General features: G+C 60.6%; 17 protein-coding genes. 4 read left to right on the top strand and 13 right to left on the bottom strand.

The window, feature by feature from the left end; translation table 11 throughout:
* Positions 1-12: 12 nt before the first annotated feature.
* From PH552_RS33000 to PH552_RS32970, 7 genes are all read right to left on the bottom strand, one after another.
* Complete coding sequence (locus PH552_RS33000) at positions 13-1,311, bottom strand: LLM class flavin-dependent oxidoreductase (protein WP_112345153.1); 1,299 nt, start codon at positions 1,309-1,311, stop codon at positions 13-15.
* Between the two features lie 32 nt (positions 1,312-1,343).
* The gene (locus PH552_RS32995; protein WP_183765610.1) at positions 1,344-2,684 is read right to left on the bottom strand and encodes an MmgE/PrpD family protein; all 1,341 of its coding nucleotides are present in this window, start codon (positions 2,682-2,684) and stop codon (positions 1,344-1,346) included.
* 2 nt (positions 2,685-2,686) lie between these two features.
* The gene (locus PH552_RS32990; RefSeq protein WP_183765607.1) at positions 2,687-3,475 is read right to left on the bottom strand and encodes an amino acid ABC transporter ATP-binding protein; all 789 of its coding nucleotides are present in this window, start codon (positions 3,473-3,475) and stop codon (positions 2,687-2,689) included.
* Positions 3,476-3,485: 10 nt separating this feature from the next.
* Positions 3,486-4,259 carry an amino acid ABC transporter permease gene (locus PH552_RS32985; protein ID WP_183765604.1) on the bottom strand — a complete coding sequence of 258 codons (774 nt, stop codon included), beginning with the start codon at positions 4,257-4,259 and terminating at the stop codon, positions 3,486-3,488.
* Positions 4,256-5,005 carry an amino acid ABC transporter permease gene (locus PH552_RS32980; protein WP_112345157.1) on the bottom strand — a complete coding sequence of 250 codons (750 nt, stop codon included), beginning with the start codon at positions 5,003-5,005 and terminating at the stop codon, positions 4,256-4,258. Before PH552_RS32980 ends, PH552_RS32985 begins: the two co-directional genes overlap by 4 nt.
* A 29-nt stretch (positions 5,006-5,034) precedes the next feature.
* On the bottom strand, positions 5,035-5,871 hold the full coding sequence (locus PH552_RS32975) for a transporter substrate-binding domain-containing protein (RefSeq protein WP_183765601.1): 837 nt from the start codon (positions 5,869-5,871) through the stop codon (positions 5,035-5,037).
* Positions 5,872-6,037: 166 nt separating this feature from the next.
* A complete protein-coding gene (locus tag PH552_RS32970; RefSeq protein ID WP_183765598.1) occupies positions 6,038-7,450 on the bottom strand; it encodes a helix-turn-helix domain-containing protein in 1,413 nt (470 codons plus the stop codon).
* A 206-nt stretch (positions 7,451-7,656) separates the two neighbouring features.
* Here PH552_RS32970 and aceA point away from each other — a divergent pair, with 206 nt between their 5' ends.
* Positions 7,657-8,946: an isocitrate lyase gene (aceA, locus tag PH552_RS32965; RefSeq protein ID WP_183765595.1), complete on the top strand. Its 1,290-nt coding sequence runs from the start codon at positions 7,657-7,659 to the stop codon at positions 8,944-8,946.
* 26 nt (positions 8,947-8,972) lie between these two features.
* Positions 8,973-9,218 (top strand): SMc00767 family acetate metabolism repressor, encoded by a 246-nt coding sequence (locus PH552_RS32960; protein ID WP_112345161.1) that lies wholly within the window; start codon positions 8,973-8,975, stop codon positions 9,216-9,218.
* 68 nt (positions 9,219-9,286) lie between these two features.
* Here PH552_RS32960 and PH552_RS32955 read toward each other — a convergent pair whose 3' ends face one another.
* Positions 9,287-10,249 carry an asparaginase gene (locus tag PH552_RS32955; RefSeq protein ID WP_183765592.1) on the bottom strand — a complete coding sequence of 321 codons (963 nt, stop codon included), beginning with the start codon at positions 10,247-10,249 and terminating at the stop codon, positions 9,287-9,289.
* Positions 10,246-11,697 carry an amino acid permease gene (locus tag PH552_RS32950; protein ID WP_183765589.1) on the bottom strand — a complete coding sequence of 484 codons (1,452 nt, stop codon included), beginning with the start codon at positions 11,695-11,697 and terminating at the stop codon, positions 10,246-10,248. The genes PH552_RS32955 and PH552_RS32950 overlap by 4 nt, the downstream gene beginning before the upstream one ends.
* 277 nt (positions 11,698-11,974) lie before the next feature.
* Between PH552_RS32950 and aspA the strand changes: the two genes are divergently transcribed.
* Positions 11,975-13,402: an aspartate ammonia-lyase gene (aspA, locus tag PH552_RS32945; RefSeq protein WP_183765586.1), complete on the top strand. Its 1,428-nt coding sequence runs from the start codon at positions 11,975-11,977 to the stop codon at positions 13,400-13,402.
* Here aspA and PH552_RS32940 read toward each other — a convergent pair.
* Positions 13,374-14,087 carry a FadR/GntR family transcriptional regulator gene (locus tag PH552_RS32940; RefSeq protein ID WP_183765583.1) on the bottom strand — a complete coding sequence of 238 codons (714 nt, stop codon included), beginning with the start codon at positions 14,085-14,087 and terminating at the stop codon, positions 13,374-13,376. The genes aspA and PH552_RS32940 overlap by 29 nt on opposite strands.
* Before the next feature lie 224 nt (positions 14,088-14,311).
* On the opposite strand from PH552_RS32940, the gene PH552_RS32935 reads away from it, so the two are divergent.
* On the top strand, positions 14,312-15,493 hold the full coding sequence (locus PH552_RS32935; RefSeq protein WP_183765581.1) for an MFS transporter: 1,182 nt from the start codon (positions 14,312-14,314) through the stop codon (positions 15,491-15,493).
* A gap of 211 nt (positions 15,494-15,704) precedes the next feature.
* On the opposite strand, the gene PH552_RS32930 is transcribed toward PH552_RS32935, so the two are convergent.
* From PH552_RS32930 to PH552_RS32920, 3 genes are all read right to left on the bottom strand, one after another.
* Positions 15,705-16,379 carry a hypothetical protein gene (locus tag PH552_RS32930; RefSeq protein ID WP_183765579.1) on the bottom strand — a complete coding sequence of 225 codons (675 nt, stop codon included), beginning with the start codon at positions 16,377-16,379 and terminating at the stop codon, positions 15,705-15,707.
* A gap of 190 nt (positions 16,380-16,569) precedes the next feature.
* Entirely contained in the window at positions 16,570-16,860 is a 291-nt protein-coding gene (locus tag PH552_RS32925) for a hypothetical protein (protein ID WP_183765577.1), read from the bottom strand.
* The coding region (locus tag PH552_RS32920) for a hemagglutinin repeat-containing protein (protein WP_285166655.1) at positions 16,857-21,997 on the bottom strand (5,141 nt) is incomplete at its 5' end. The genes PH552_RS32925 and PH552_RS32920, both read right to left, overlap by 4 nt.

The following is a 21,997-nucleotide window of genomic DNA, read 5'->3' as shown; positions in this document are numbered from 1 at the left end:
CCTCGGCCTTCGTCAAGCCCAGGCCGGCCGCGCTATGCCCAAATGATCGCGCAGCGTCGTGCCCTCGTAATCCCGACGGAAGAGACCTCTCTCCTGCAGGATCGGCACGACATCGTTGGCAAAATCCTCAAGGCCGCCGGGGAAGAAGGGCGGCATGACGTTGAAACCGTCTGCGGCGCCGTTTTCAAACCATTGCTGCATGCGATCGGCGATTTCCTCGGCCGTTCCGAGCACGATGTGATGGCCGCGGCCGGCAGCGACGCGCAGGGCGAGCTCACGGATCGTCAGTTTTTCGCGACGGGCGAGTTCGGTCAGCAGCTCGGCGCGGCTGCGCAGCTGGTCGGAAATCGGCAGATCGGGCAGCGCGCCATCAAGATCATACCCTGCGAGGCTATGGCCGAGACGCTCTTCCAGAAGCGGCATGGCGCTCTTGATGTCGGTCCAGCGGTTCAAGACATCCAGCTTTTCGCGCGCCTCGGCAGCCGTTCTGCCGATGACGGGTAGGAAGCCAGGCATGACGGCGACATCGTCGGGGCTGCGCCCGAAGCCGGCGATCTTGCCCTTCAGGCTCCTGTAAAAGGCTTGCGCCTCGTCGAGGCTCTGCTGCGCAGTAAAGACGATATCGGCGGTGCGGGCGGCAAGATCCTGGCCCGGCCCGGATGAGCCGGCCTGGATGAGCACGGGGTGTCCCTGCGGTGAGCGCGGGATATTAAGGGGGCCCTTGACCGAATAATATTTGCCGTTGTGGTCGAGCACGCGCACCTTTGCGGGATCGGCATAGACGCCGCTCTCCTTATCCTTGGGGAAGGCATCGTCGGCCCAGCTGTCCCACAGGCCGCGCACCACATCGACGAACTCCTCCGCCACGGCATAGCGCTCGTCATGCTCCGGATGGCTTTTGGAGAAGTTGGCGGCCGTACGGGCATAGGAGGTGGTGACGATGTTCCAGGCCGCGCGGCCATGGCTCAGATGATCGATCGAGGCAAAGGCCCGGGCGAGATGATAGGGCTCGCCATAGGTGGTCGATGCCGTCGCGGCAAGGCCGATCTTCTCGGTCACCATTGCGAGCGAGGCAAGCAACGTCAGCGGCTCGAAACGGGCAATCATCGAGGGATGCGCATCGACACCGCTCGTCAGGCCGTCCGCCAGGAACAGCATGTCGAACTTCGCAGCCTCGGCGATCCGGGCGACACGGCGCAGCAAGTCGAAATTCTCGCTGCCGGCTTCCGCCTCAGGATGACGCCAGCCGGAGACGTGATGGCCGGCACCTTGCAGGAAAAGGCCGAGATGGATCTTGCGGGTCTTGCTCATGGGTGCATGCCTTGCGTTTCTTGGAAACTGGATCAGTTCAAACTGTTGGATAGAAGCTGGACGAGACGATGAAGGTCGTCCTCGCCGCGCATGGTTCTCACCAGATCGGGAACGGCCGACACGGCCGGATGGTTGCCGGTCGCGTCGCGGAATTTTTCCGTGGGATCGCTGAGGCCGGGCAAGCCCTTGAACTCGCGCGTCAGATGGCTTCCGTCCTTGAGCGTTACCTCGGCAATGACGAAACGCGTTTTCGGATCGTTCGAAAGGCGTGGCGCCGTCTCGTCATGACGGCGGCGAACGCGCCGGCCGATCGCCATCAGATCCTCCCTCACCGGCGTCTCGCCGAAATGGCCGATCTTCAGAGCACCGTCGACCAGGGCGGTTGCGAACACATATTCGGCGCTGAAGCGCGCATCGATACCGGTCGTCGGATCGGTCACGACGAGCGCCGCATCGCCTCCCGGCGGGAAGGTGATGATGACGGACTCGACCTGCTCTGCGTTCAATCCCTCTTCATGAAGCTGAAGACCGATCATCGCCACCGGATGGCTCGCCGTGCAGCACGGAAAAGCCTTGAGTGTCAGGCCGGGCGTCACGATCTGCCAAGGCGCGCCCCACCCCTCGATGGCTGCCCGCGGCCGCCCCTCGCCAAAGGCGAAGGCCGAATAGAAGCCGATCGGATTGTCGAGAAAATCCCTGGCGCCACCGAAGCCTGCCTTGGCGAGCTTGGCCGACAGCAGGCCTGAGCGCGCTGCCATGCCGGCATGATAAGGCTTGGCATCATGGCCGAACTGCAGGCGCAAACCGCTCGAATGCGTGGCAGCCAGCCCCAGTGCCGTGGCGGTCTCGGCAACCGAATAGCCAAGCACATGGGCGACGGCTGCGGCAACACCGATCGTGCCGAGCGTTGCCGTTGCGTGAAAGCCGTTCTCGTAGTGGCGCATGCCGAGCGAGAGACCGAAGCGTGCCATGGCTTCCAGCCCGACGATGTAGCCGGCAATCAGACGGTTCGCCGATATCGGTGTCTCCGATGCCAGCGCCAGCAGAGCGGGAACGATGACCGTCGTCGGGTGCCCGCGTACACTCGCATGCACGTCGTCATAGTCGAGCACATGGCCAGCATGGGCATTGACCAGGGCCGCGGTCAGCGCATCGGTGCGCCGCCCGTGCCCGATGATGACGGCGTTCCCCGGGCCTGCCGGCAGCTGTTCCAGCAGGATGCGTGTCGTGCGGCCGGCAGCACCACCGAAGGCGCAGGCCAGCCAATCGACGATCGCCGTGCGGGCTGCGGCAACGGCCGCCTCATCTCGCAGCGGATCGGCCGATGCGATGGCTTCGGCAAAGCCTGTCGTGAGCGGGAAGGCCTTTTCCATCGTCAAATTCCCTCACCATCCTCGAGCGAAGCCCGCGCACCGGCAAGGCCGTTGACGAAACGGCGGATGCGCGCATTTGTCGATGTCTGGAAGATAGCTTCGGGCGGCCCCTGGTCAACGATGCGGCCGTTTTCGGTGAAGACCACGACATCGCTGATCTCTTCGGCAAAGCGCATCTCATGCGTGACCAGAATGCTCGTCATACCTTCCTTGACGAGATCGCGAATGACGGCAAGCACCTCGCCGACGGTCTCCGGATCCAGCGCCGAGGTCACTTCGTCGAAAAGGACGAGATCCGGCCGCATCGCAAGCGCCCGGGCAATGGCCACGCGCTGCTGCTGGCCACCGGAAAGCTGTCCGGGATAGACGTTCGCCTTCTCGGACAGGCGTACCTGTGCCAGGAGATCCCGGGCGTGGCGTTCGGCATCGGCCTTGTTGACGCCGAGGATTCGTGTCGGGGCGATCGTGATATTGTCGAGCACGGTCAGGTGCGGAAAGAGATTATATTGCTGGAAGACGATGCCGATCTTCTGCCTGAGCTTGATGCGTTCGGCCTCGCTGCGCATCTGGTCGACGCGCACGCCATTGACCGCGATGCGGCCCGTCTGCGGCGCGACCAGCGCGTTGATGCAGCGCAGGATTGTCGACTTGCCGGATCCGGACGGACCGATGATCGAAACCGTCTGTCCGCGGGCGACTGTTAGGTCAATCCCCTTCAGGACCTCGGTCGGTCCATAGGCGAGATGCACATCGGCCAGTTCGACGATCGGATTGGTCTGAGCGTGGCTCATGCCGGCTCCTCTAGGCTTTCAGGCGGCGTTCAAGGCGCCGCGTCAGGCTGGAAATGGGATAGCAAAGCGCAAAGAACGCCGCCATGACGACGATATAGGCAAGGACGGTGAAATCCAGGCGGCGGACGGCCGTGCTGGCGTCGGTCGCCGCATGCAGCAGCTCATGCACGCCGACCAGGGAGGCAAGCGCCGTTCCCATGGTGATCGAGGCAAAGAGGTTCATCCAGGGCGGCAGCGAACGCCGCGCGCATTGCGGCAGGATGATCCAGCGCAACGCCTGAGACCGGGAGAAGCCGAGGCCCTTGGCCGCCTCCCACTGCGTGGTCGGGATCGACTGGATGGCACCACGCGTGATCTCGGCGACATAGGCGCTGGCAGGAATGGCAAGCCCGATCACGGCTTTCACCCAATCGGGAAACGGCAGGTAATGGCCGAAGACCACGATCTCGAAAGGAAAGATATAGGTCGTTGCAAAGATCAGCACCAGATGGGGCGCATTGCGGAAGATCTGGACATAAAGGCCGACTGGATAGCGTACGATCTTCAGCGGCGCCAGCTCCAGAATGCCAAGCAAGACACCGATCAGCGTCCCTCCAGCCATCGCAAGCAGGCTGATGAGGATGTTCATCAGGAAGCCGCTACCGAGATAGGGCAGCCATTCGATGAGCACATGCAGCAGCGACAGATCCGCCAGCAGCCAGATAACGGCGATCGCAACGAGCGCTCCAACCAGCCAGGGCAGCCAGTTGCTCGAAGGCGCCGATGACAGCTTTGCCACACTCATGCGCCCACTCCGAAGCCAGGCACGGCGAGGCGCTTTTCGATCCAATGCCCGATCTTGGCGAGGGCAAGATTGATGGCGCTGAAGAACAGCAGAATGACGATCATCAGTTCGACGACATTGTCGCGCTGCGTCCAGACCATGATCGAGGCATAGGTGATTTCGCTCACGGCAATCGCATTGCCGACGGTGGTCAGCTTGACCAGATTGATCATGTTGTTGACGATCGCCGGCAGCGACGCCCGGAAAGCGAGCGGTATCGCCACGAAGCGAAGGATCTGTAGGCGCGTGAAGCCGATGGCACGCGCCGCTTCCACCGTCTGTTCCGGCACGGCCTCGATACCGGCGCGAAGCGCATCGGCATGCAGTGCTGCAACATGCAGGCCGACCACGGCAACCACCCAGAAGAACGGTGTCAAAGGATTGTTCTGCGCGCCACCCAGCCCATTGGAGACGAGTGTGTTCAACACGAGGAAGCTGAACATCAGCTGCACGAGTGTCGGCGTATTGCGGGTCACTTCAATGAAAGCTCTGACCGGCGCGGCCAGAGCCTTGTTCCCCGAGGTCAACATGGCCGCAAACAGCAGGCCGAACAACAGGCTGACCGGAATGAGGAGCACGATGAGATAAAGCGTGGTGATGAAACCACCACGCCAGATCTGCGCCTCATAACCGCTGGCCAGGAATTCATAGTGAAGCCCGAGCCTGCCGGTCCAGTCTATGAAGGTCTGAAGAAGCGAACTTCCCATGCAAACCGCTCCTCAAGCGACCGGTCAGGTCACTTGCCCTCGAACTTCTTATGCTCTTCCTCAAGATAGGTCGTGTTGAGCAGGCGGTTTGCCTTGGCATAGTCCAGAAGCTTGCCGTTGGCATGCAGTTCCTGGATGGCCTTGTCGAGTGCGGCGCGCGTATCGCTTTCGCCCTTGCGCAGCCAGATCACCGAATCCGAGGGAACGAGTTCGGTCGGAAACAGGATCTTGTAGTCCTTCCATTCCTCCGGCCGATCCTGAAGCAGCAGGCCGACCGTCGCCCCGACATGGACGGCCGCAACGCAATTGCCGCCCTGCAGCGCCAGCAGCGATTCCGGCTGGCTCGGCAGCCCCTTCACTTCTGCGCCATATTGCTCCATCAGCGGCTGCGTATAGTTCGACCCTTGAGAAACGCAGACAGACTTACCCTTGAGGTCGCTCCAGTCGTTGAGGCCGCTATCCTTGCGGCCGACGGCAGCGCCGCCGCTGCGGTCATAGGGCGTCGGCACATAATCGAGGATCTTGGCGCGCTCTTCCGTGTACTGCATGTTGGCGATCAGAATATCGACCTTACCCTGCTGCAGGAACTGCACACGGTTCGGCGGCGTCACGGTCACCGTTTCCAGCTTGACGCCGAGCTTTTCGGCAAGCGCCTTGGCAATGTCGATGTTATAGCCCTTCTGTTCCTGGCTTGCCGGATCGATATAGCCGAAAGGCGCGCCGGAGAGGATGACGCCGACGGTCAACGCGCCACGACCCTTGATGCGATCGAGCGTCGCATCGGCATGTGCAATCGTGGTGAACAGCGCGCCGCAGGAAAGCGCAGCGGCAAAAATGGCGGCAGATGTTCGCTTGGCAAAATTCATGGATCTGGGACTCCTTATCTGCGCGGAACGTAGAGAGGGCACGCGCAGCGCGCGAGGAATGAGATCCTATTTATCGGGATATCGGCGCAACAATTATCCATATAAACGATAGATTTGAATATATCTAATTTGCCGTTCCCTGTGCGCAACGGCAAATTCAATGCGTTTACTGGAAGTCGAATACACTCAGACCCGTCGCCATTTCGTCAAGACCGAGCGGGCGCGTCACCGGCGGCTCTGCTCTCGCCAGACAGCCCTGACGTTCGCACAGACGACAGGCCGGACCGATCGCGACGGGCATCGAGCCAAGCGCCTTGCCGTAGATCACCTCGTCGCGATGGGCGATATCGCAGCCGATGAGGAGCGCGGTGCGGCGCGTCCTTTCTCCGAAGTCGGCCCGCGGCCCCTCGACCGTCCGCGATATGGTGAGAAATCCGCCGCCATCCGGCATCTGCGTGTCGTCCACCAATATCTGCCCGGGCTGGCCAAAGGCGGCATGGACATTGAGCTTGGGACAGCCACCGCCGAAGCGCGCCTGCGGAAAGCCTTGGGCGCCGGCCTTGCGCAGGCGATGGCCGGCACTATCGACCTCCATCAGGAAAAACGGGATAGCCGATGCCGCCGGGCGCTGCAGGCTGGTGAGCCGCGTCGCGGCCTGCTCGTAGGACACACCGAAGCGAGCACCAAGGCCATCGATATCATAATGCAGACGCTGCGCTGCCGAAAGATAGGCGCCGTAGGGCATCAGCAGGGCGTGGGAGGCGTAGCGCGCCAGCTCGAAGCGGCCAATACGCTTGGCTTCCGGCGTCGAGAGCGCAAGCGCCTCCAGTTCGGCGGCAATCTCCTCGCGCATGACCAACAGCGAGACCTCGGTCGCAATCTCGCGAAGCTGATCGAAGGGCGACAATCGCTCGGACAGGAAAAGCCGCATGGAATGCCGGTCGTAGCGTCGGCGCAGACCGGGCATGGCATGCACCGGCAGCAGGCGCACGGCAATGCCATGTTCGCTCTTCAACCACGCCTTCAATCCGCCTGCCACATCGTCACCGGACGAGAGGCGCTCATGGAATGTCTCTGCGGCATCTTCGATGCGGGCGAAAAAATTCGGCCGCGCTTGCAGACGGTCGTGAACCTCATCCAGCGGCAGGCGCGGACCGGCGACATCGGCAACCCGTCCCTCGCGGGACAGAAGCTCGGCAAGATCGGACAGCCTTGCGGCCTGCTCGCGATAGGCGCGATAAAGCCGGATCATGCCGTTTGCCGCATTCGGCGCGGCTTCGGCGAGCTCGATCAGCTCCTGGTCGCCCGGAATTTCACCCGCAAGCAGCGGGTCGGCAAAGACTTCGCGCAGCTGCCCTGCACTGCCGGCCTCTCCGCCCTGCAATTCGTCGAGATCGACCTTGTAGACCGCCGAGAGCTTCAACAGCAGCTGCACGGTCAGCGGCCGCTGATTGCGCTCGATGAGATTGAGGTAGGACGGCGAGATATCGAGAGCCTGCGCCATCGTCGTCTGTGTCAGGCCGAGGCCCATTCGGACGCGACGAACCCTGGGGCCAGCGAAGATCTTGCGTTCAACCATATGTCAAACCCTTTACAAACCTTCCTTCAGTGGAATTTTACATGATTTACAATTTTACTGGCAAGCGATGTCAACGATAGCACATCATAACCTTTTTAACTACTGAGATTTTCTGGTTTTCCTAGCTCTGCGAGCACCACTATTGTAAAAATAGTCATGCAATCGAGATCGATCGGAGGATCGAGAGAAGGTATCGGGAGAATAGCATGACAGATTTTTACAAACTGGTTCCAAGCGCACCTGCCGAGCGTTTCGATGGCATCGAACGCCCCTATCAGGCCGCTGATGTAGAGCGGCTGCGTGGATCGATCACCATCCGCCATTCACTCGCCGAAATGGGCGCGAACCGTCTGTGGCAGCTCATTCACGAGGAAGATTTCGTCAATGCGCTCGGCGCGCTCTCGGGCAATCAGGCCATGCAGATGGTTCGCGCCGGCCTGAAGGCGATCTATCTCTCCGGATGGCAGGTCGCAGCCGACGCCAATACGGCGTCTGCCATGTATCCGGATCAGTCGCTTTATCCCGCCAATGCCGGTCCGGAGCTGGCGAAACGCATCAACCGCACGCTGCAAAGGGCCGACCAGATCGAGACGGCCGAAGGCAAAGGGCTTTCCGTCGACACCTGGTTCGCACCGATCGTTGCCGATGCCGAAGCGGGCTTCGGAGGTCCGCTGAACGCCTTCGAGATCATGAAAGCCTATATCGAGGCGGGTGCCGCAGGCGTCCACTTCGAGGACCAGCTGGCATCGGAGAAGAAATGCGGCCATCTCGGCGGCAAGGTTCTTATTCCGACGGCGGCCCATATCCGCAATCTCAACGCGGCACGGCTTGCCGCCGACGTCATGGGTGTGCCGACCCTCGTCGTCGCTCGCACCGATGCCGAGGCCGCCAAGCTTCTGACATCCGATATCGACGAACGCGACCGGCCCTTCGTCGATTACGACGCCGGCCGCACGGTCGAAGGCTTCTATCAGGTCAAGAACGGCATCGCGCCCTGCATCGCCCGCGCCGTCGCCTATGCACCGCATTGCGATCTGATCTGGTGCGAGACGTCAAAGCCGGATCTCGAGCAGGCGCGTAAATTTGCCGAGGGCGTGCATCGGGTCCATCCCGGCAAGCTGCTCGCCTATAATTGCTCGCCATCCTTCAACTGGAAGAAGAACCTGGACGACGCGACGATCGCCAAATTCCAGCGCGAGCTGGGTGCGATGGGCTACAAGTTTCAGTTCATCACGCTTGCCGGCTTCCACCAGCTGAATTTCGGCATGTTCGAGCTCGCCCGCGGCTACAAGGCTCGCCAGATGGCCGCCTATTCCGAACTGCAGCAGGCGGAGTTCGCCGCGGAAGCCAATGGCTACACCGCCACCAAGCATCAGCGCGAAGTGGGCACAGGCTATTTCGATGCCGTTTCGCTGGCGATCACCGGCGGACAGTCATCCACCACGGCCATGCACGGATCGACCGAGCACGCCCAGTTCAAGCCGGCAGCAGAGTGATATCAAGATCATAGAAGGAGAATGACATGGCATCGATAGCACGTGTTCGCGAGAGAGCCGAGGAACAATCTCTCACCATGAATGCAGATCAGCAGGCAGTCATCCGCATGTTGGCGAACGAGCTGCATCGCCTCAATCAGGCCGTCATGAATGCGGTCGAGGCCGGTGTTTCCGTCGAGCTCGTCCGCTCGGCCCGCCACCATGGCGGCAACGGCAACTGGGGCGATCTATTGATCCCCGTCGTCGTCGCCAATGCCGCGCACCAGGCCTGACGATCATACTTCCAGCCAGACTTCGGGCCGCTGTCATCCGCCAGTCGGCCCGTTCTCATGGCTGGCGATCAGAGCGTCGCGTCGTCTGCAAAGTCGGCAAAAGCCTGCCTGATAAGCTCGGCCCTGGCGCGGGAGGCAACGAGGGCCGCCAGCAGAATTCTCGCCTGCCCCGGCCGCAACGTCGGGGAATGAACAGCACCGGCCTCGGCGAGATCGTGCCCGCCGCCGCCGCCGCCATAGCTTGAGACCAGCAACCCATCAGGCACCCTGCTGGAGACCACGACGGGCACCCCGACATCGGCACAACGCCTGACGGCTTCAACCAGACGCGGATTGGCATTACCCGAGCCGAGTGCCGCAAGAACGATGCCGTGTGCGCCGGCCCGGAGACTCGCATCCACATGCACGGAATCACACCCGGGATAGATTGCCACCACATCGACGCGCACACTGTCGAGCGCTGCCGCAAGGCGCATGCTTGGTGGATTTTCGCGTGGCCGCGATTGCCGGAAAGCGTCGGCGACATCCGACGAATATTTATAAAGCCCCCAAGCCGGCAGCAGGCGGCCGCCGAAACAGACGAGCACACCGCGTCCGGCACTGACCGGATCGGTAGCGGCGGCAACGGCAGCGGCAAGGTTCGCAGGGCCATCGGCGTTCGGATGATCCGCCGTAAATTGCGCACCCGTGAACACGACCGGCTTATTCAGGCCGTGCTGCAGATGGACGAGCAGCGCCGTCTCTTCCATCGCGTCCGTACCATGCAGAACGACGATGCCGTTGATGACATCATCCGCAAGCAATTCGCCGACCTTGTCGCTGATCTCCTGCATGTCGGCAAGCGTCAGGCTCGCCGAATCCTTCGCCATCAGCTCGATGGGCCTGAGATCGACGGGCATGTCAGGCAAAAGTGCCAGCAGGCTTTCCCCCGTCAAAGATGGCGAGCTGGCGCCGTTGTCGGCACGCTCGCTTGCGATGGTACCGCCGGTGGCAACCACGGCCACCAGCGGATTGATCCTTCCTGCCGTCACGACCGGCCTCGCTCGACCGCCAGCCTATGGATGCGGTCGCGCAGCAGATACCAGCCGACGACCAGGGCCGGTGCAATCAGGACGAGCGAGGCGATCGTCCAGGTGCCGACAGGATAGTCGAGCGCCATCAGCACCAGCACAGCAAAGAGGAAGACGAGCGTCAGGATACCGGTATAGGGCGCGCCGAACATGCGGAAATCCGGGCGGGCCATCTCGCCGCGCTTCGACAGCTTCCAGAGTTTCAATTGGCACAGCACGATGACGCCCCAGGCGGAGATGATGCCGAGCGCCGAGAGATTGAGCGCAATCTCGAAGGCGGCCGACGGCACGACGGCGTTCAGCGCCACGCCGATGACGGTCACCACTGCCGTCACCGCTATGCCGCCATAGGGCACGCCGGCCTTGTTCATCTTGGCAAGCGCGGCCGGCGCCGAGCCCGAAACCGCCATCGAATGCAGGATGCGGCCGGTGGAATAAAGGCCGGCATTGAGCGAGGACAGCACGGCCGTCAGCACGACGAGGTTCATGATGACATCGGCGCCCTGGATGCCGATCGTCCCGAAGAAGGTGACGAAGGGGCTCTCGCCAGCCTTATAGGCCGTATAGGGCAGCAGCAGCGACAGAAGCAGCACCGAGCCGACATAGAAGATCAGCAGGCGCGCAACCACCGTGCGGATCGCGCCCGGCATGACCTTGCGCGGATCTTCGGTCTCGCCGGCCGTCGTGCCGATGAGTTCGATCGACGCATAGGCAAAGACCACGCCCTGAATAATGACGAAGGCGGGCAGGATGCCATTCGGAAAGAAGCCGCCGCTGTCGCTGATGATGCTGAAACCAGCCGTATGGCCGGCAATCGGCGTGCCCGAGACGACGAAATAGATGCCGATGACGAGGAAGCTGGCCAGTGCCAGAACCTTGACCAGGCTGAACCAGAATTCGAGCTCGCCGAAGACCTTCACCGACAGCAGGTTCATGACCAGCACGACCATCAGGGCAATCAGCGCGAAGACCCACTGATCGATGCCGGCAAGCCATGGAACATAATGCTTGAAGAAATTCATGTAGAGAGCGACGGCCGTCACATCGGCAACCGAGGTCATCGCCCAGTTCAGCCAGTACATCCAGCCGACGGCGAAGGCCATCTTCTCGCCGTAGAACTCGCGGGCATAGGAAACGAAGGAGCCGGAACTCGGACGGTGCATGATCAATTCGCCGAGTGCGCGTAGCACCAGAAAGGCAAAGAAGCCGCAGAGCGCATAGACGAAGATCAGCGCCGGACCGGCTGCGGCAAGCCGCCCACCGGCACCAAGGAAGAGACCGGTGCCGATCGCGCCGCCAATGGCGATCATCTGGATCTGGCGCGGCTTCAAGGCCTTGTGGTAGCCAAGATCTTCATTGGCTGGCGGCTGACGATCCGTCGGCACATTCTGGATGGTTTCGACTGACATTGCTCCTCCCTTGAGCCGTTTGTCCGTGGACGGGTCCGGGGTGCTCGTTTGCACCCGACAGGATGCCCTTTCGCTTCACTCAAGCCGTCGATCGAAACTGATGATCGCCGGTCATGCTGTAATGCTGTATGACAGATTTTTCCTCTTAGACATAGAAATTGCCTAAGGTCAACCCGGCACCAGGCTTATTGACGCGGTTCGGCACAATCGATAACAAGTTTCAAATCTGTCATACAGCTTGACAGATATAGCTTGATTTCGACCATAGGAGGATAATGTGGTCAAGACGCGAAGCGAATATGACCTGCTGGGCGAAAAGGATATTCCGGCGGATGTCTATTGGGGGGTGCACACTGCAAGAGCGGTCGAGAACTTCCAGGTCACGGGCACGCCGATCGGGCGCTACACGCACCTCATCCGCGGCCTTGCCTTCGTCAAGGAAGCGGCGGCCCTTGCCAATCACGAGCTTGGCCTGCTCAGCAAGGAGAGGCTCGATGCCATCGTGCGCGCTTGCCGCGAAATCCGTGCAGGCGAGCTTCACGACCAATTCGTCGTCGATGTCATCCAGGGAGGTGCCGGCACCTCGACCAACATGAACGCCAACGAAGTCATCGCCAATCGCGCGCTCGAACTGCTCGGCCATGCCAAGGGCGACTATGGCCATCTTCATCCGAACGATCACGTCAATCTCAGCCAGTCCACCAACGATGCCTATCCGACCGCCGTCAACGTCGCTGTCATCGAAGCCATCGATGGTCTGGCTGCGGCAATGGAAGCGTTGCAGGATGCCTTCGAGCGCAAGGCCAAGGAATTCGACAGCATTTTGAAGGTCGGCCGCACGCAGCTGCAGGACGCCGTGCCTATGACGCTCGGACAGGAGTTCAGGACCTTCGCCGTCATGCTCGGTGAAGACAGAGCCCGCCTGCTCGAATCGGCAACCCTCCTGCATGAGGTCAATCTCGGCGCCACGGCCATCGGCACCGGCCTCAATGCGCCCGCCGGCTACGCAACCCTTGCCTGCACTCATCTCGCCCGGCTGACGGGCCGCCCGCTCGTGACTGCCAGCGACCTCATCGAGGCGACACAGGATCCCGGCGCCTTCGTCCATCTCTCCGGCGTACTGAAGCGCGTTGCGGTCAAGCTGTCGAAGACCTGCAACGACCTGCGCCTGCTGTCCTCCGGGCCGCGTGCCGGCATCGGCGAGATCACGCTACCGGCCATGCAAGCCGGTTCCAGTATCATGCCCGGCAAGGTCAATCCGGTAATCCCGGAAATGGTCAACCAGGTGGCCTTCTCCGTTATCGGCAACGACATCACTGTCACTATGGCGGCGGAAGCAGGCCAACTGCAGCTCAATGCCTTCGAACCGATTATGGTACGTGCGCTGTCGGAGAGCATCATGCATCTGACCGCCGCCTGCCATATCCTTGCCGAGCGCTGTGTCGACGGCATTACCGCCAATCCGGCTCTCATGGCACAACGCCTGCAGGAATCGATCGGCCTTGCCACCGCGCTGAACCCGCTGATCGGCTATCAGGCAGCGACCAAGGTTGCCCGCGAGGCCCTGGCGACAGGACGCACCGTGCCGGAAATCGTGCTGGATCATGGATATCTGACCGCAGAAGAGCTCTTCGAGGCGCTGCGGCCGGAGCGGCTCGCCAATCTGCCGGCCGCCGTCAACGGTGCGGCTGATCCTCGCCGATGATCGTGGTCACCACGCGCTTGACCTGACCGAGATGGGCCTCCATCGCAGCGATAGCCCCCTCTTCCGATCCCGCCGCAATCGCCTCGACGATGCGGCGGTGCTCGACATTCGAGGCCACGCGGCGCTGCGCCATCATGTTGACGAGCTCCGATTGCCGCATCAGCGCATCGCGGGCGTCGGAAACGATCTTGGAAAAGACTGCATTTCCGGAGGATTCGGCCACCATCGAGTGGAATTCCGAATCCAGATTGACCCACTTCAGGGGCTCTTCTTCCCGGTCCATCTCATTACAAAGTTCAAGCAGCCGTGCCAGCTGCTGCCCTGTGCGCCGCAGCGCCGCCCAGCCGGCGGCCGGAACCTCGATGAAGGGGCGCGCCTCGATCAGATCGCGCGCGGAATAGCCGCCGTAGCGCAGCTCCGGGCCGGGCGTAGATGTCAGGACATAGGTGCCGCTGCCGGTGCGGGTCTGGGTAAGGCCGAGCGTCTGCAGCGAGCGGAGCGCTTCGCGGACGATGGGACGGCTGACGCCATAGCGGGCGGCAAGCTGCGCCTCGGCGGGCAGCCGTGTCCCGACCGCCAACCGTCCCGATGTAATTGCCGAACGAATATCCTCAAACACTGCTTCGGCAGCGTTTTTCCGACTGATCGGACTTGTATAAGATAACCAATCAGCCACCTCACTCATGGCGACAAGCCTTTACAAACATTGTCGGTTTGTCAAGGATCGAACCCTGAGATGGCGGATGTCGGCGGCCGAAAACTGCTCGGGAAAACGTATTTTGCGGAATGAATGCAACCGGTTCAAGCGCCTCGTTCCCTTGCACCCGCCCTCGCCGACGATATCTCACACTTGATGTGCTCTCGGCGGTGATTTAAAGAAATCCTTATGCCTTTATATGGGAGCTGGATTTGCCCTTACCCCTCTTCGCTTTGTTTCTGGCTGCGTTTGCATTCGGCACGACCGAGTTCGTCATCGCAGGCATTCTCCCGGATGTGGCTCAAGGGCTGGATGTCTCGATCCCGTTTGCCGGCTCTCTGGTTTCCGGCTACGCATTGGGTATTGCAATCGGCGGCCCACTCCTGACCATGGCAACCCGGCAGGTCTCGCGTCGGACCATTCTGATCGCCCTTACAATCGCCTTCTGCCTGGGGCAGATCGCCTGCGCGCTCGCACCTGACTTCGCCACCATGCTCCTTTTCCGCGTTGCGACCGCCGTCGCGCATGGCGCCTATTTCGGGATCGCCATGGTGGTTGCCGTCGGCCTTGTCCCGCAGGCGTTCCGAGGACGTGCCGTGGCGGTCATCCTTGCAGGCCTGACGGTTTCGAACATTATCGGCGTCCCCGTCGGTGCAGCGATCGGCGGGCTTTGGGGATGGCGGACGACTTTTTGGGCCATGACTTCGGTCGGCGTGCTCGCATTGGCCGCGATCTGGGCCTTGATCCCATCAACGAAAGCCGAACTCCAGCCATCCGGCCATTTGAGCCGCGAAGTGCGCGTTCTTGGCCGCCAGCAGGTCTGGACGTCCCTTATCATCATGCTCGCCCTCATGATCGGGCAAATGGTGCCGTTCACCTACATAACGCCTCTTTTGCGGGAGGTGACCGGCCTCGATGCCATGCTGATTCCATGGGTACTCCTGCTCAATGGCGTCGGCGCGACATTGGGCGTCTTGTTGGGCGGTCGGCTCTCGGACTGGAAGCTGATGCCGTCGCTGATCGTCATGCTCGCCATTCAGGCCGCGATATTGGTCGTCCTTTACCTCGTCAGCCCCTATCCCTTGCTGATGACCGTGACGATCTTCATTTGGGGTGCGCTTAATTTCGCGATCGGTGCTCCGGTTCAGGCCCGCATTCTAATGTGGACGGCCGATGCGCCGAGCCTCGCCTCATCGCTCATCCCATCGGGGTTCAACATCGGCATCGCGATCGCAGCAAGCATCGGTGCCGCTCTGCTCGAGGGTGGATTTGGTTATCGCAGCCTGCCGGTGCTGGGTGCCATCGCACTTGCCTTGGCCTGCGGGGTTGCCATCCTTTCGGCAGCGCACGAAAAGCGCATCGGTGCTCTCCCCCCACATGCGGCTCTCTCGTGATTTTGCACGGCAGGCGGATCTGACGAAATGCCGCCGAACCGGTGACCGCCCGTCGCGTGCTTTGGAGGCAGATCGGCTCTGCGAGTGAGCAGTAAGGCCGCTGTTTCGAGAGACTGCTCCCGGCAAGGAAAATAATCTCTCTTCCAACCCTTCGACCGCCGCGGCCGCCAAAAAGGGTGGCCGCTGGCAATCGCCAGATTGACTGCTACCCTCACGGACCGAATTTCGTGAAACTTATCGAAGGATAGACTTCCGGCATGGCGCTCTTCATAAGGTCACGTTCGGCAGGCGTGGCTTCCGACCCCACCACACGTGGGTCGCTGCGCGTTCCTTCAAGCCGGATATATCCGGCGTCAACAATCTTCCCCTCGCCAATCGTGATGGCACCATCACCCCCAAACGGGCGGACATAGCTGAATGTTCTGCCGAAAAGTCCATCCTGGTCACCTCCCGCCTCGATGGTGACATTTCCATAGCTGCAATTTGCGTAGGTTATGACATAGCGACCAGGGGCGACGGGCACGAACCATCGTGCATATTTTTGCGCAGTCGCGGAGAACAACTGGCCGAGCACCAGTTTGTTTGGGTTTTGCAAGCGATACGCAACCGCGGAACCGATAGATACAGGCGGCTCCGTCTCGTCTGGCTTTCCTGCATTGACCCTGCGCAGAGTGATGTAACCGCTGCAATCCACATCACCCAACAGCGGCGAATCCACCATTCGAACAAGAAGGAGCGAGCCCTTCTTGTTCTTATTTGCCAAAATCTGGGCCGACCCTTCATGTTGCTGGGCAGCGACCTTGGCTGGGTCTGGAGTCCCGGCGCAACCGGCCAAGAGAACGGCCAGCAGGCCGAATCCGACCGCAGCGAAGAATTTTGCGTTCATTCTGAAATCCTAGAGGAAAGTGAAAACATGTAGCTGCGGAAGCCGAAATCTCAACAATTCGAACAGATTCTAATACTGTCAGCCAATGCTTAGCATTATGCGCAGCAGTTCATTTGAATAGAAATGAAATTCTATCTTCATTATTCGCCCCTCATATGAATAATACGCCGTTATATTCTTATGTGTAACACTAAAGCTTGGCAATAACGATATAACGCGCCCCTAATTCTTCCTGAAGCTGTTGAGCTAAAGTTGCCCCCTCTTCGCGGAACTCGATGCGCTCCCGTTCACTTCCGAAGCCTGAACTCAAGGGATCATCAATATTAAGCGTTGCATCAAACGTCTTAGCCCATGCCATTAGCCTTTGCCGAAGTGAAAAAGAGATAGGCAAATCTTTGGGATCGATGTTTCCCACAGCTCCAGGAGAGGCTTCCCAGAGAGGAAAGCATTGATAGTCGGCCATAACCTTAATGGTTCTCATTTACCGCTCCCTGCGGGGTTGGCACCCACAATAAAACCATTGTTACCAACGGTCACCGCTATTCGTTGAGGCTGTCCATTGATTGTTGTTTGATAAATTGGTCGCCCCGTACCGCTGCCTTGATAGCCAACGATATTTCCTTCAGTAACTGCCTGCATTACCACGCTGGGGATCTGCGATCGCGAAACTCCAATATTGGCGAAGTCCGTGGCATGAGCTTCTATTATGTGCTGTAAACCAGCATTCGAGGTGCCCGTCTCCAGAAAGACGATCTGCCCGTTAGGAGCTCTGCCTGTAGCAACTACATTTTCGCGCGTGAATTTCACACCATTTGCAGCCAACGCATCAAGGTCTGTTTGGCTAAACGCGTTTCCTTGGGTGACAGACGCCCGCTGTACAGCAGCAAGATCATTGTAGATTGCGCCATTCGGTCCGGCAATGACGATATTCCCCTTGTTGTCCGTGACACGAACAAACCCTTCAGGCAGTCCACCGACATCGCCAGCGGCCGACAAGTTAGACAAAGGCTTATAGCCTGACGGCAAGGTGATCTGCCGCCCGTCCGAGGTGAAGATGACCCGAGGTTGGGCTGCCGCTTCGTCAAGCGTCAGAACATTGCGATTGATGAGGCTACGCTCCGCACTGGTGAGCGAACTTGCTGGCTTGGCTAGGCTATATATTTCCTTGCCAGCGCCGGCGACGCCAACGAAGACAGCACCGACATCGATGAGATTCTGAACCGTCAGCGCATCCTCGGCTGACATGCCCCCCGCGTTCAGCAACTGAACCAGACCGGGATCGCTGACCATGCCGGTCACTGCCTGCTCCGTGTCACCAACCACATGGCTGCCAGCGGAGGTGACAATAAGGACTGCGCCAACCCTAGCCAGCACACTTCCACCACCCGCAAGTCCGCCTGTGACGCCGCCCGCGAGACCGAGGCCATCGATCATCAACTTAATCGTGCCCGCATCCTTATTCTGCTGCAGCACGTCCTGAAGCGTGTTTATTCGCGCTTGCTCCGGAGTGACTGTGCCGTTGAGCACACCGGCATAATTCTTGGCCAAGAGACCATCGACGCTGGTGTCGCCATAGCCGACATCATAGTAGAATGGACTACTTGGGCTTGTATCATTGACAAGAGCATCCAGTCCTCCTCCGGGATAGTTCAGCGCTTGACTGACGATTGCCCTCTTGGCTGCCTCGAAGTCTCGCAGATCATTGAGCATACGCTTGCATGCGTCGGATGCGACACCGCCACTGCATTCTTTGATCAACGCTGCAGTTTGTTCCTGGGATAATTTAACAAGGTCGCTGATCTGATTCTTCAGTGCTTGCTTATCTTGATCGCTACAGCCGCTGAACAGCGCCTGACAATCTGCAAGCTCCTGCGCCAACTTAGTGGCTTTGTCCATTTGATCATGGGTCAAATAGTTGTTCTTGTAGCTTGCAGCCCCATAGGAGGCACCTTCACCACCACCGATTGCTCCCGCGAGACCACTAAGGCTAGAACCGATAGCTGCTGCAAGCGTCCGCTTGTCCTGATCGGACAAGGTGCTGTCCTTCAGCATGCCCTTGACCAGATCGGCAATGGCTGGTGTCAGCAGCGCAGAGGTCGCTGCGCCTGCAGCTCCCTTGAGCGCACCCTCCCAACCATTGACGCCGCCGAGAATGCCGGCGCCGATCGTGTGCAACAGCACGCGGCCGGCTCCGCCTTCTTTCCAGTAGTCCATTCCAGCCTGGTCGCGGCCCTCCGCAGCCTGGCGGTAGAACTCACTGGCAATATCGCCCACCAGCCCCGCCATTGTCGCTTGCGCCGCCTGTAAATCCGCCTGCGTCTTATACTGCTGGCGCAGGATGTTCTGCAGGTCGGGCAGTCCCGGCAGCGAGGTATTGGTGTTGTCGGTATCGCGGCGGATCGTGCCGATGTCCTGCACCTGGTGCGCGGGATCGGTGATCGTGATGCCGATATTGCCGCCGATGGCCGAATAGGCCTTGCCGGTCTCCTTCTCGCCGGCCTTGACGGGCGGAGCGATGGTGAGCCCGCTGGTGCCGATCCCGCCGCCATAGGTTTCGGCCCTCCAGGTCGAATGCGTATCGATATCGGCAACCGTCAGGGTGCCGGTGGAGAAGGAGTTCTTGTCCGCCGTCGCCTGGCTGGTAATCAGGCCACCGACAAGCGACGTCTGACCTTTGACATCGATGTCGAGGCCGCCGGTGCCTGCATGGATGCCCGATTGTTCGGAGACGAGCACCGCATCGCCCATGGCCTTCTGCACGGTGCCGGAGACGCCGGTGTTACCAAAGCCGATCTGGCCGGAGACATTGAACTGATCGGCCTTGGCCTTCTGCGTATCCAGCTGGCTTTCGATCGTCAGGTTCTTGACGTCGATCGCAACCGAATTGCCGGCGACCGTCGCCCCCTTCAGCGCGAGATCGTTGGTGACGATGGTGACATCGCCGGTGCCGTTCACATGCGTGTTCGTGTGGCTGGTGCCGGAGGTTTCCGAACCACCCTTGCCGTAGGAGGCGTTGACCCCCACGCCGGTCTCCTGGCAGCCGCCCTTGCTGGTGCAACCAAAGTTGACGCCGACGCCCACGCTCCAGGATTTGTTCGAGCTGGTCGAATCCGACGTGCCGGTGGCGGCGTTGAGGTTGATGTCGCCATTCGCCGCCGACAGAAAGATGTCGCCGGTCAGCGGGTCGCCGGAAACCGTGGGGATGCCGTTCTTGTCGTAGCCTGCCAGGATCTGCGCACCATCACTGGTGATGGAGCCTTTCTCGGCCTCCATGGTGATGGAGCGCCCCGCACGAATATCCGTCACGACCGGGGTCGAGGACGACGAGGACCAGCTGTTTTCCTGATGGCTGACGCCGGCATTGATGCCGATGCTGAAGGATAGACCGGTTCCAATCTTCGGATCCGTGCTGGTAAGCCCCTCATAGGCGCCCTTCAGCCCCTTGTAGCCCTCGTAGAAACCGAGGCCGGCAATGGCCGTGTTGGTCACCGCATTGACGCCGCCGCTGTCGGAAAGACGCTCGGCCGAGTTCATGATGCTTTGAGCCGCCTTGCCGACCTGGCTCGTCACCGAGATGGTCACACCGGCAAAGGTCTTCTCATGCACCTCCTCGTAATTGGTGACGTCGTTGGCCGAGAGCAGATTGATGTCCTTGCCGGCGAAGAGATTGACGTCGCGTTCGGCCGAAGCGCTGGTCGCCTGCAGGTTGACGTTGTTGCCTGCCGAGATGTTGAGATCGCGGCCCGCCGCCAATGTCGATACCGCATTGGTATCGGACTGCTGCGCCTTGCTGTCCTTGGTCGACTGCGCGCCAATCCCGATCGAGAAGCCGCCATTGCCGGCGGAAAGCGCTAAGCCGAAGCCGGACTTCTTCTGCTGCTCGGACTGTGACGAGCTTTCGGCGCCCGGGGTCACATTGACGTCTCGGGCCGCCGACAGGTTGATGTCGCGGTCGGCGCTAACCGACGAGCCCATGATATTGAGATCGGTCGTCCTTGCCGTCAGATTGACGTCCTGACCGGCCGACAATGTAGAGCCGATGTTATCCGTGGAAGATTGCTGGCCCTGCTTTTCGTTCTTTCCGTAGAGCGAGATGAAGCCGCCGCCGGAGCCGACGAAGAGGCCGGAATCCTTGCGCTTGCTGTCGGACTGGTGGTTTTCCTGCGCGCCGATGATCGAGACGCTTTCGCCGGAGACGTTCAGCGAGCCATCGGCATTGACCTTCGAGCCAACAATCACCGCCGCCTTGCCGGCATCCAGATTGACATCGCCCGAGGCTGAAAGCTGTGACCCGATGGTCGTCTCGTTATAGCCGTCATAGCTCGAGCTGCCGCTGCGCAGGAAACCCTTGCGGCGGGCAGCGTCATGCTCGGTCTCGGTGTCCTTACCGGCAGTGACGATCAGATTGCCGCCGGTCTGGACATTGAGATCAGCGACATGCGTATCGTCGCCAGCCGTCACCTTCGAGGCGGAGACCGTGGTGTCGCCGCCGGAAATGATCGTCACGCCGTCCTTGCCGGAGAGTGACGAGCCAGCCGCCGTCGTGGTCTCGAGATGACCGGAGGCATTCTCCTTCGTCGAACCGAAGAAACCGCTCTTCTTGCTGGAACTCTTGACATCGAGGGTTGCACTGTCGGTCGCTTCAGCGATGGTGACGTTCTTACCGGCCTGCAAGCCAAGCTTTCCGTCGGCATCCATCGTCGAACCGATGACGTTGATGCCATTGTTCGACTTGGCGACGAGATCGCCGCCCGCCGTAATCGTCGAGCCATTATGCGTCAGCTCGGACGAGGAATTTTTGCCGAACGTCGAGTTCGACTGGCTCTGAGACGTGGTGACATTGATGTCGCCGTTCGAGGTCAGGCCGACATTACCCTTGGCCATCAGATCGGAACCAGAGATCAGGACACCGGTATTGGCATTGACCCCAGCGTCACCGCTTGCGGTGATCGCGAGGTTGCCGCCGGCCGAGAGCTGCGAAGCCTGCTGATCGGTACTGGTCGTCTTGGTGTAGCCATCGTCCGTCTTGCGGGAGAGATCGGTCGAGACGATGTTGACCGCGCCATCCGTGGCCTTGACCTTGAGATCAGCACCGGCCTTGGCGGAGGAACCGATGATGTTGACGTCATTATTGCCGACGATGGTAAGATTGCCGCCAGCGGTGACACGGGCGCCCGTCGCATTCTGCTGGCTACCATTATCAACCTTGACAGCAGCAAGGTTGACATTGGTGCCGGAAAGCTGGGCATTGCCGCCTGCGGCGATCTTGGTGCCCTGCGAGCTCAGCGTACCGCCCGCGGCGATCTGCAGATTGCCGCCAGCCGACACGCCGGCATTGGTGTTGACGACATTCTGGCCGCCGATGGTCATCGTCTGGGCGGCAAGCGTAATGCCATTGGTGGCATTGAGGTTCATGTTGCCGCCGGCGAGGAAAGTGCCGCCATTGGCCTTGATCTCGGTCGCATTGATGGTCATGCCATCCGCTGCGGCAATCGCACCGGAATTGTTGACGGAGCCGGCATCGATGCTGACGCTGTTGCCGGCAATGACGGCGCCGCCTGCATTGACTTTCGCCTTATCAGCGGCCGAGAGATAGACGACCGGCACCAGCACCGGTG

Origin of the sequence: Rhizobium aureum (assembly GCF_030182495.1) — a bacterium.
Classification (GTDB): domain Bacteria; phylum Pseudomonadota; class Alphaproteobacteria; order Rhizobiales; family Rhizobiaceae; genus Rhizobium; species Rhizobium tropici_C.
This window is presented reverse-complemented; position numbering and strand designations above follow the sequence as displayed.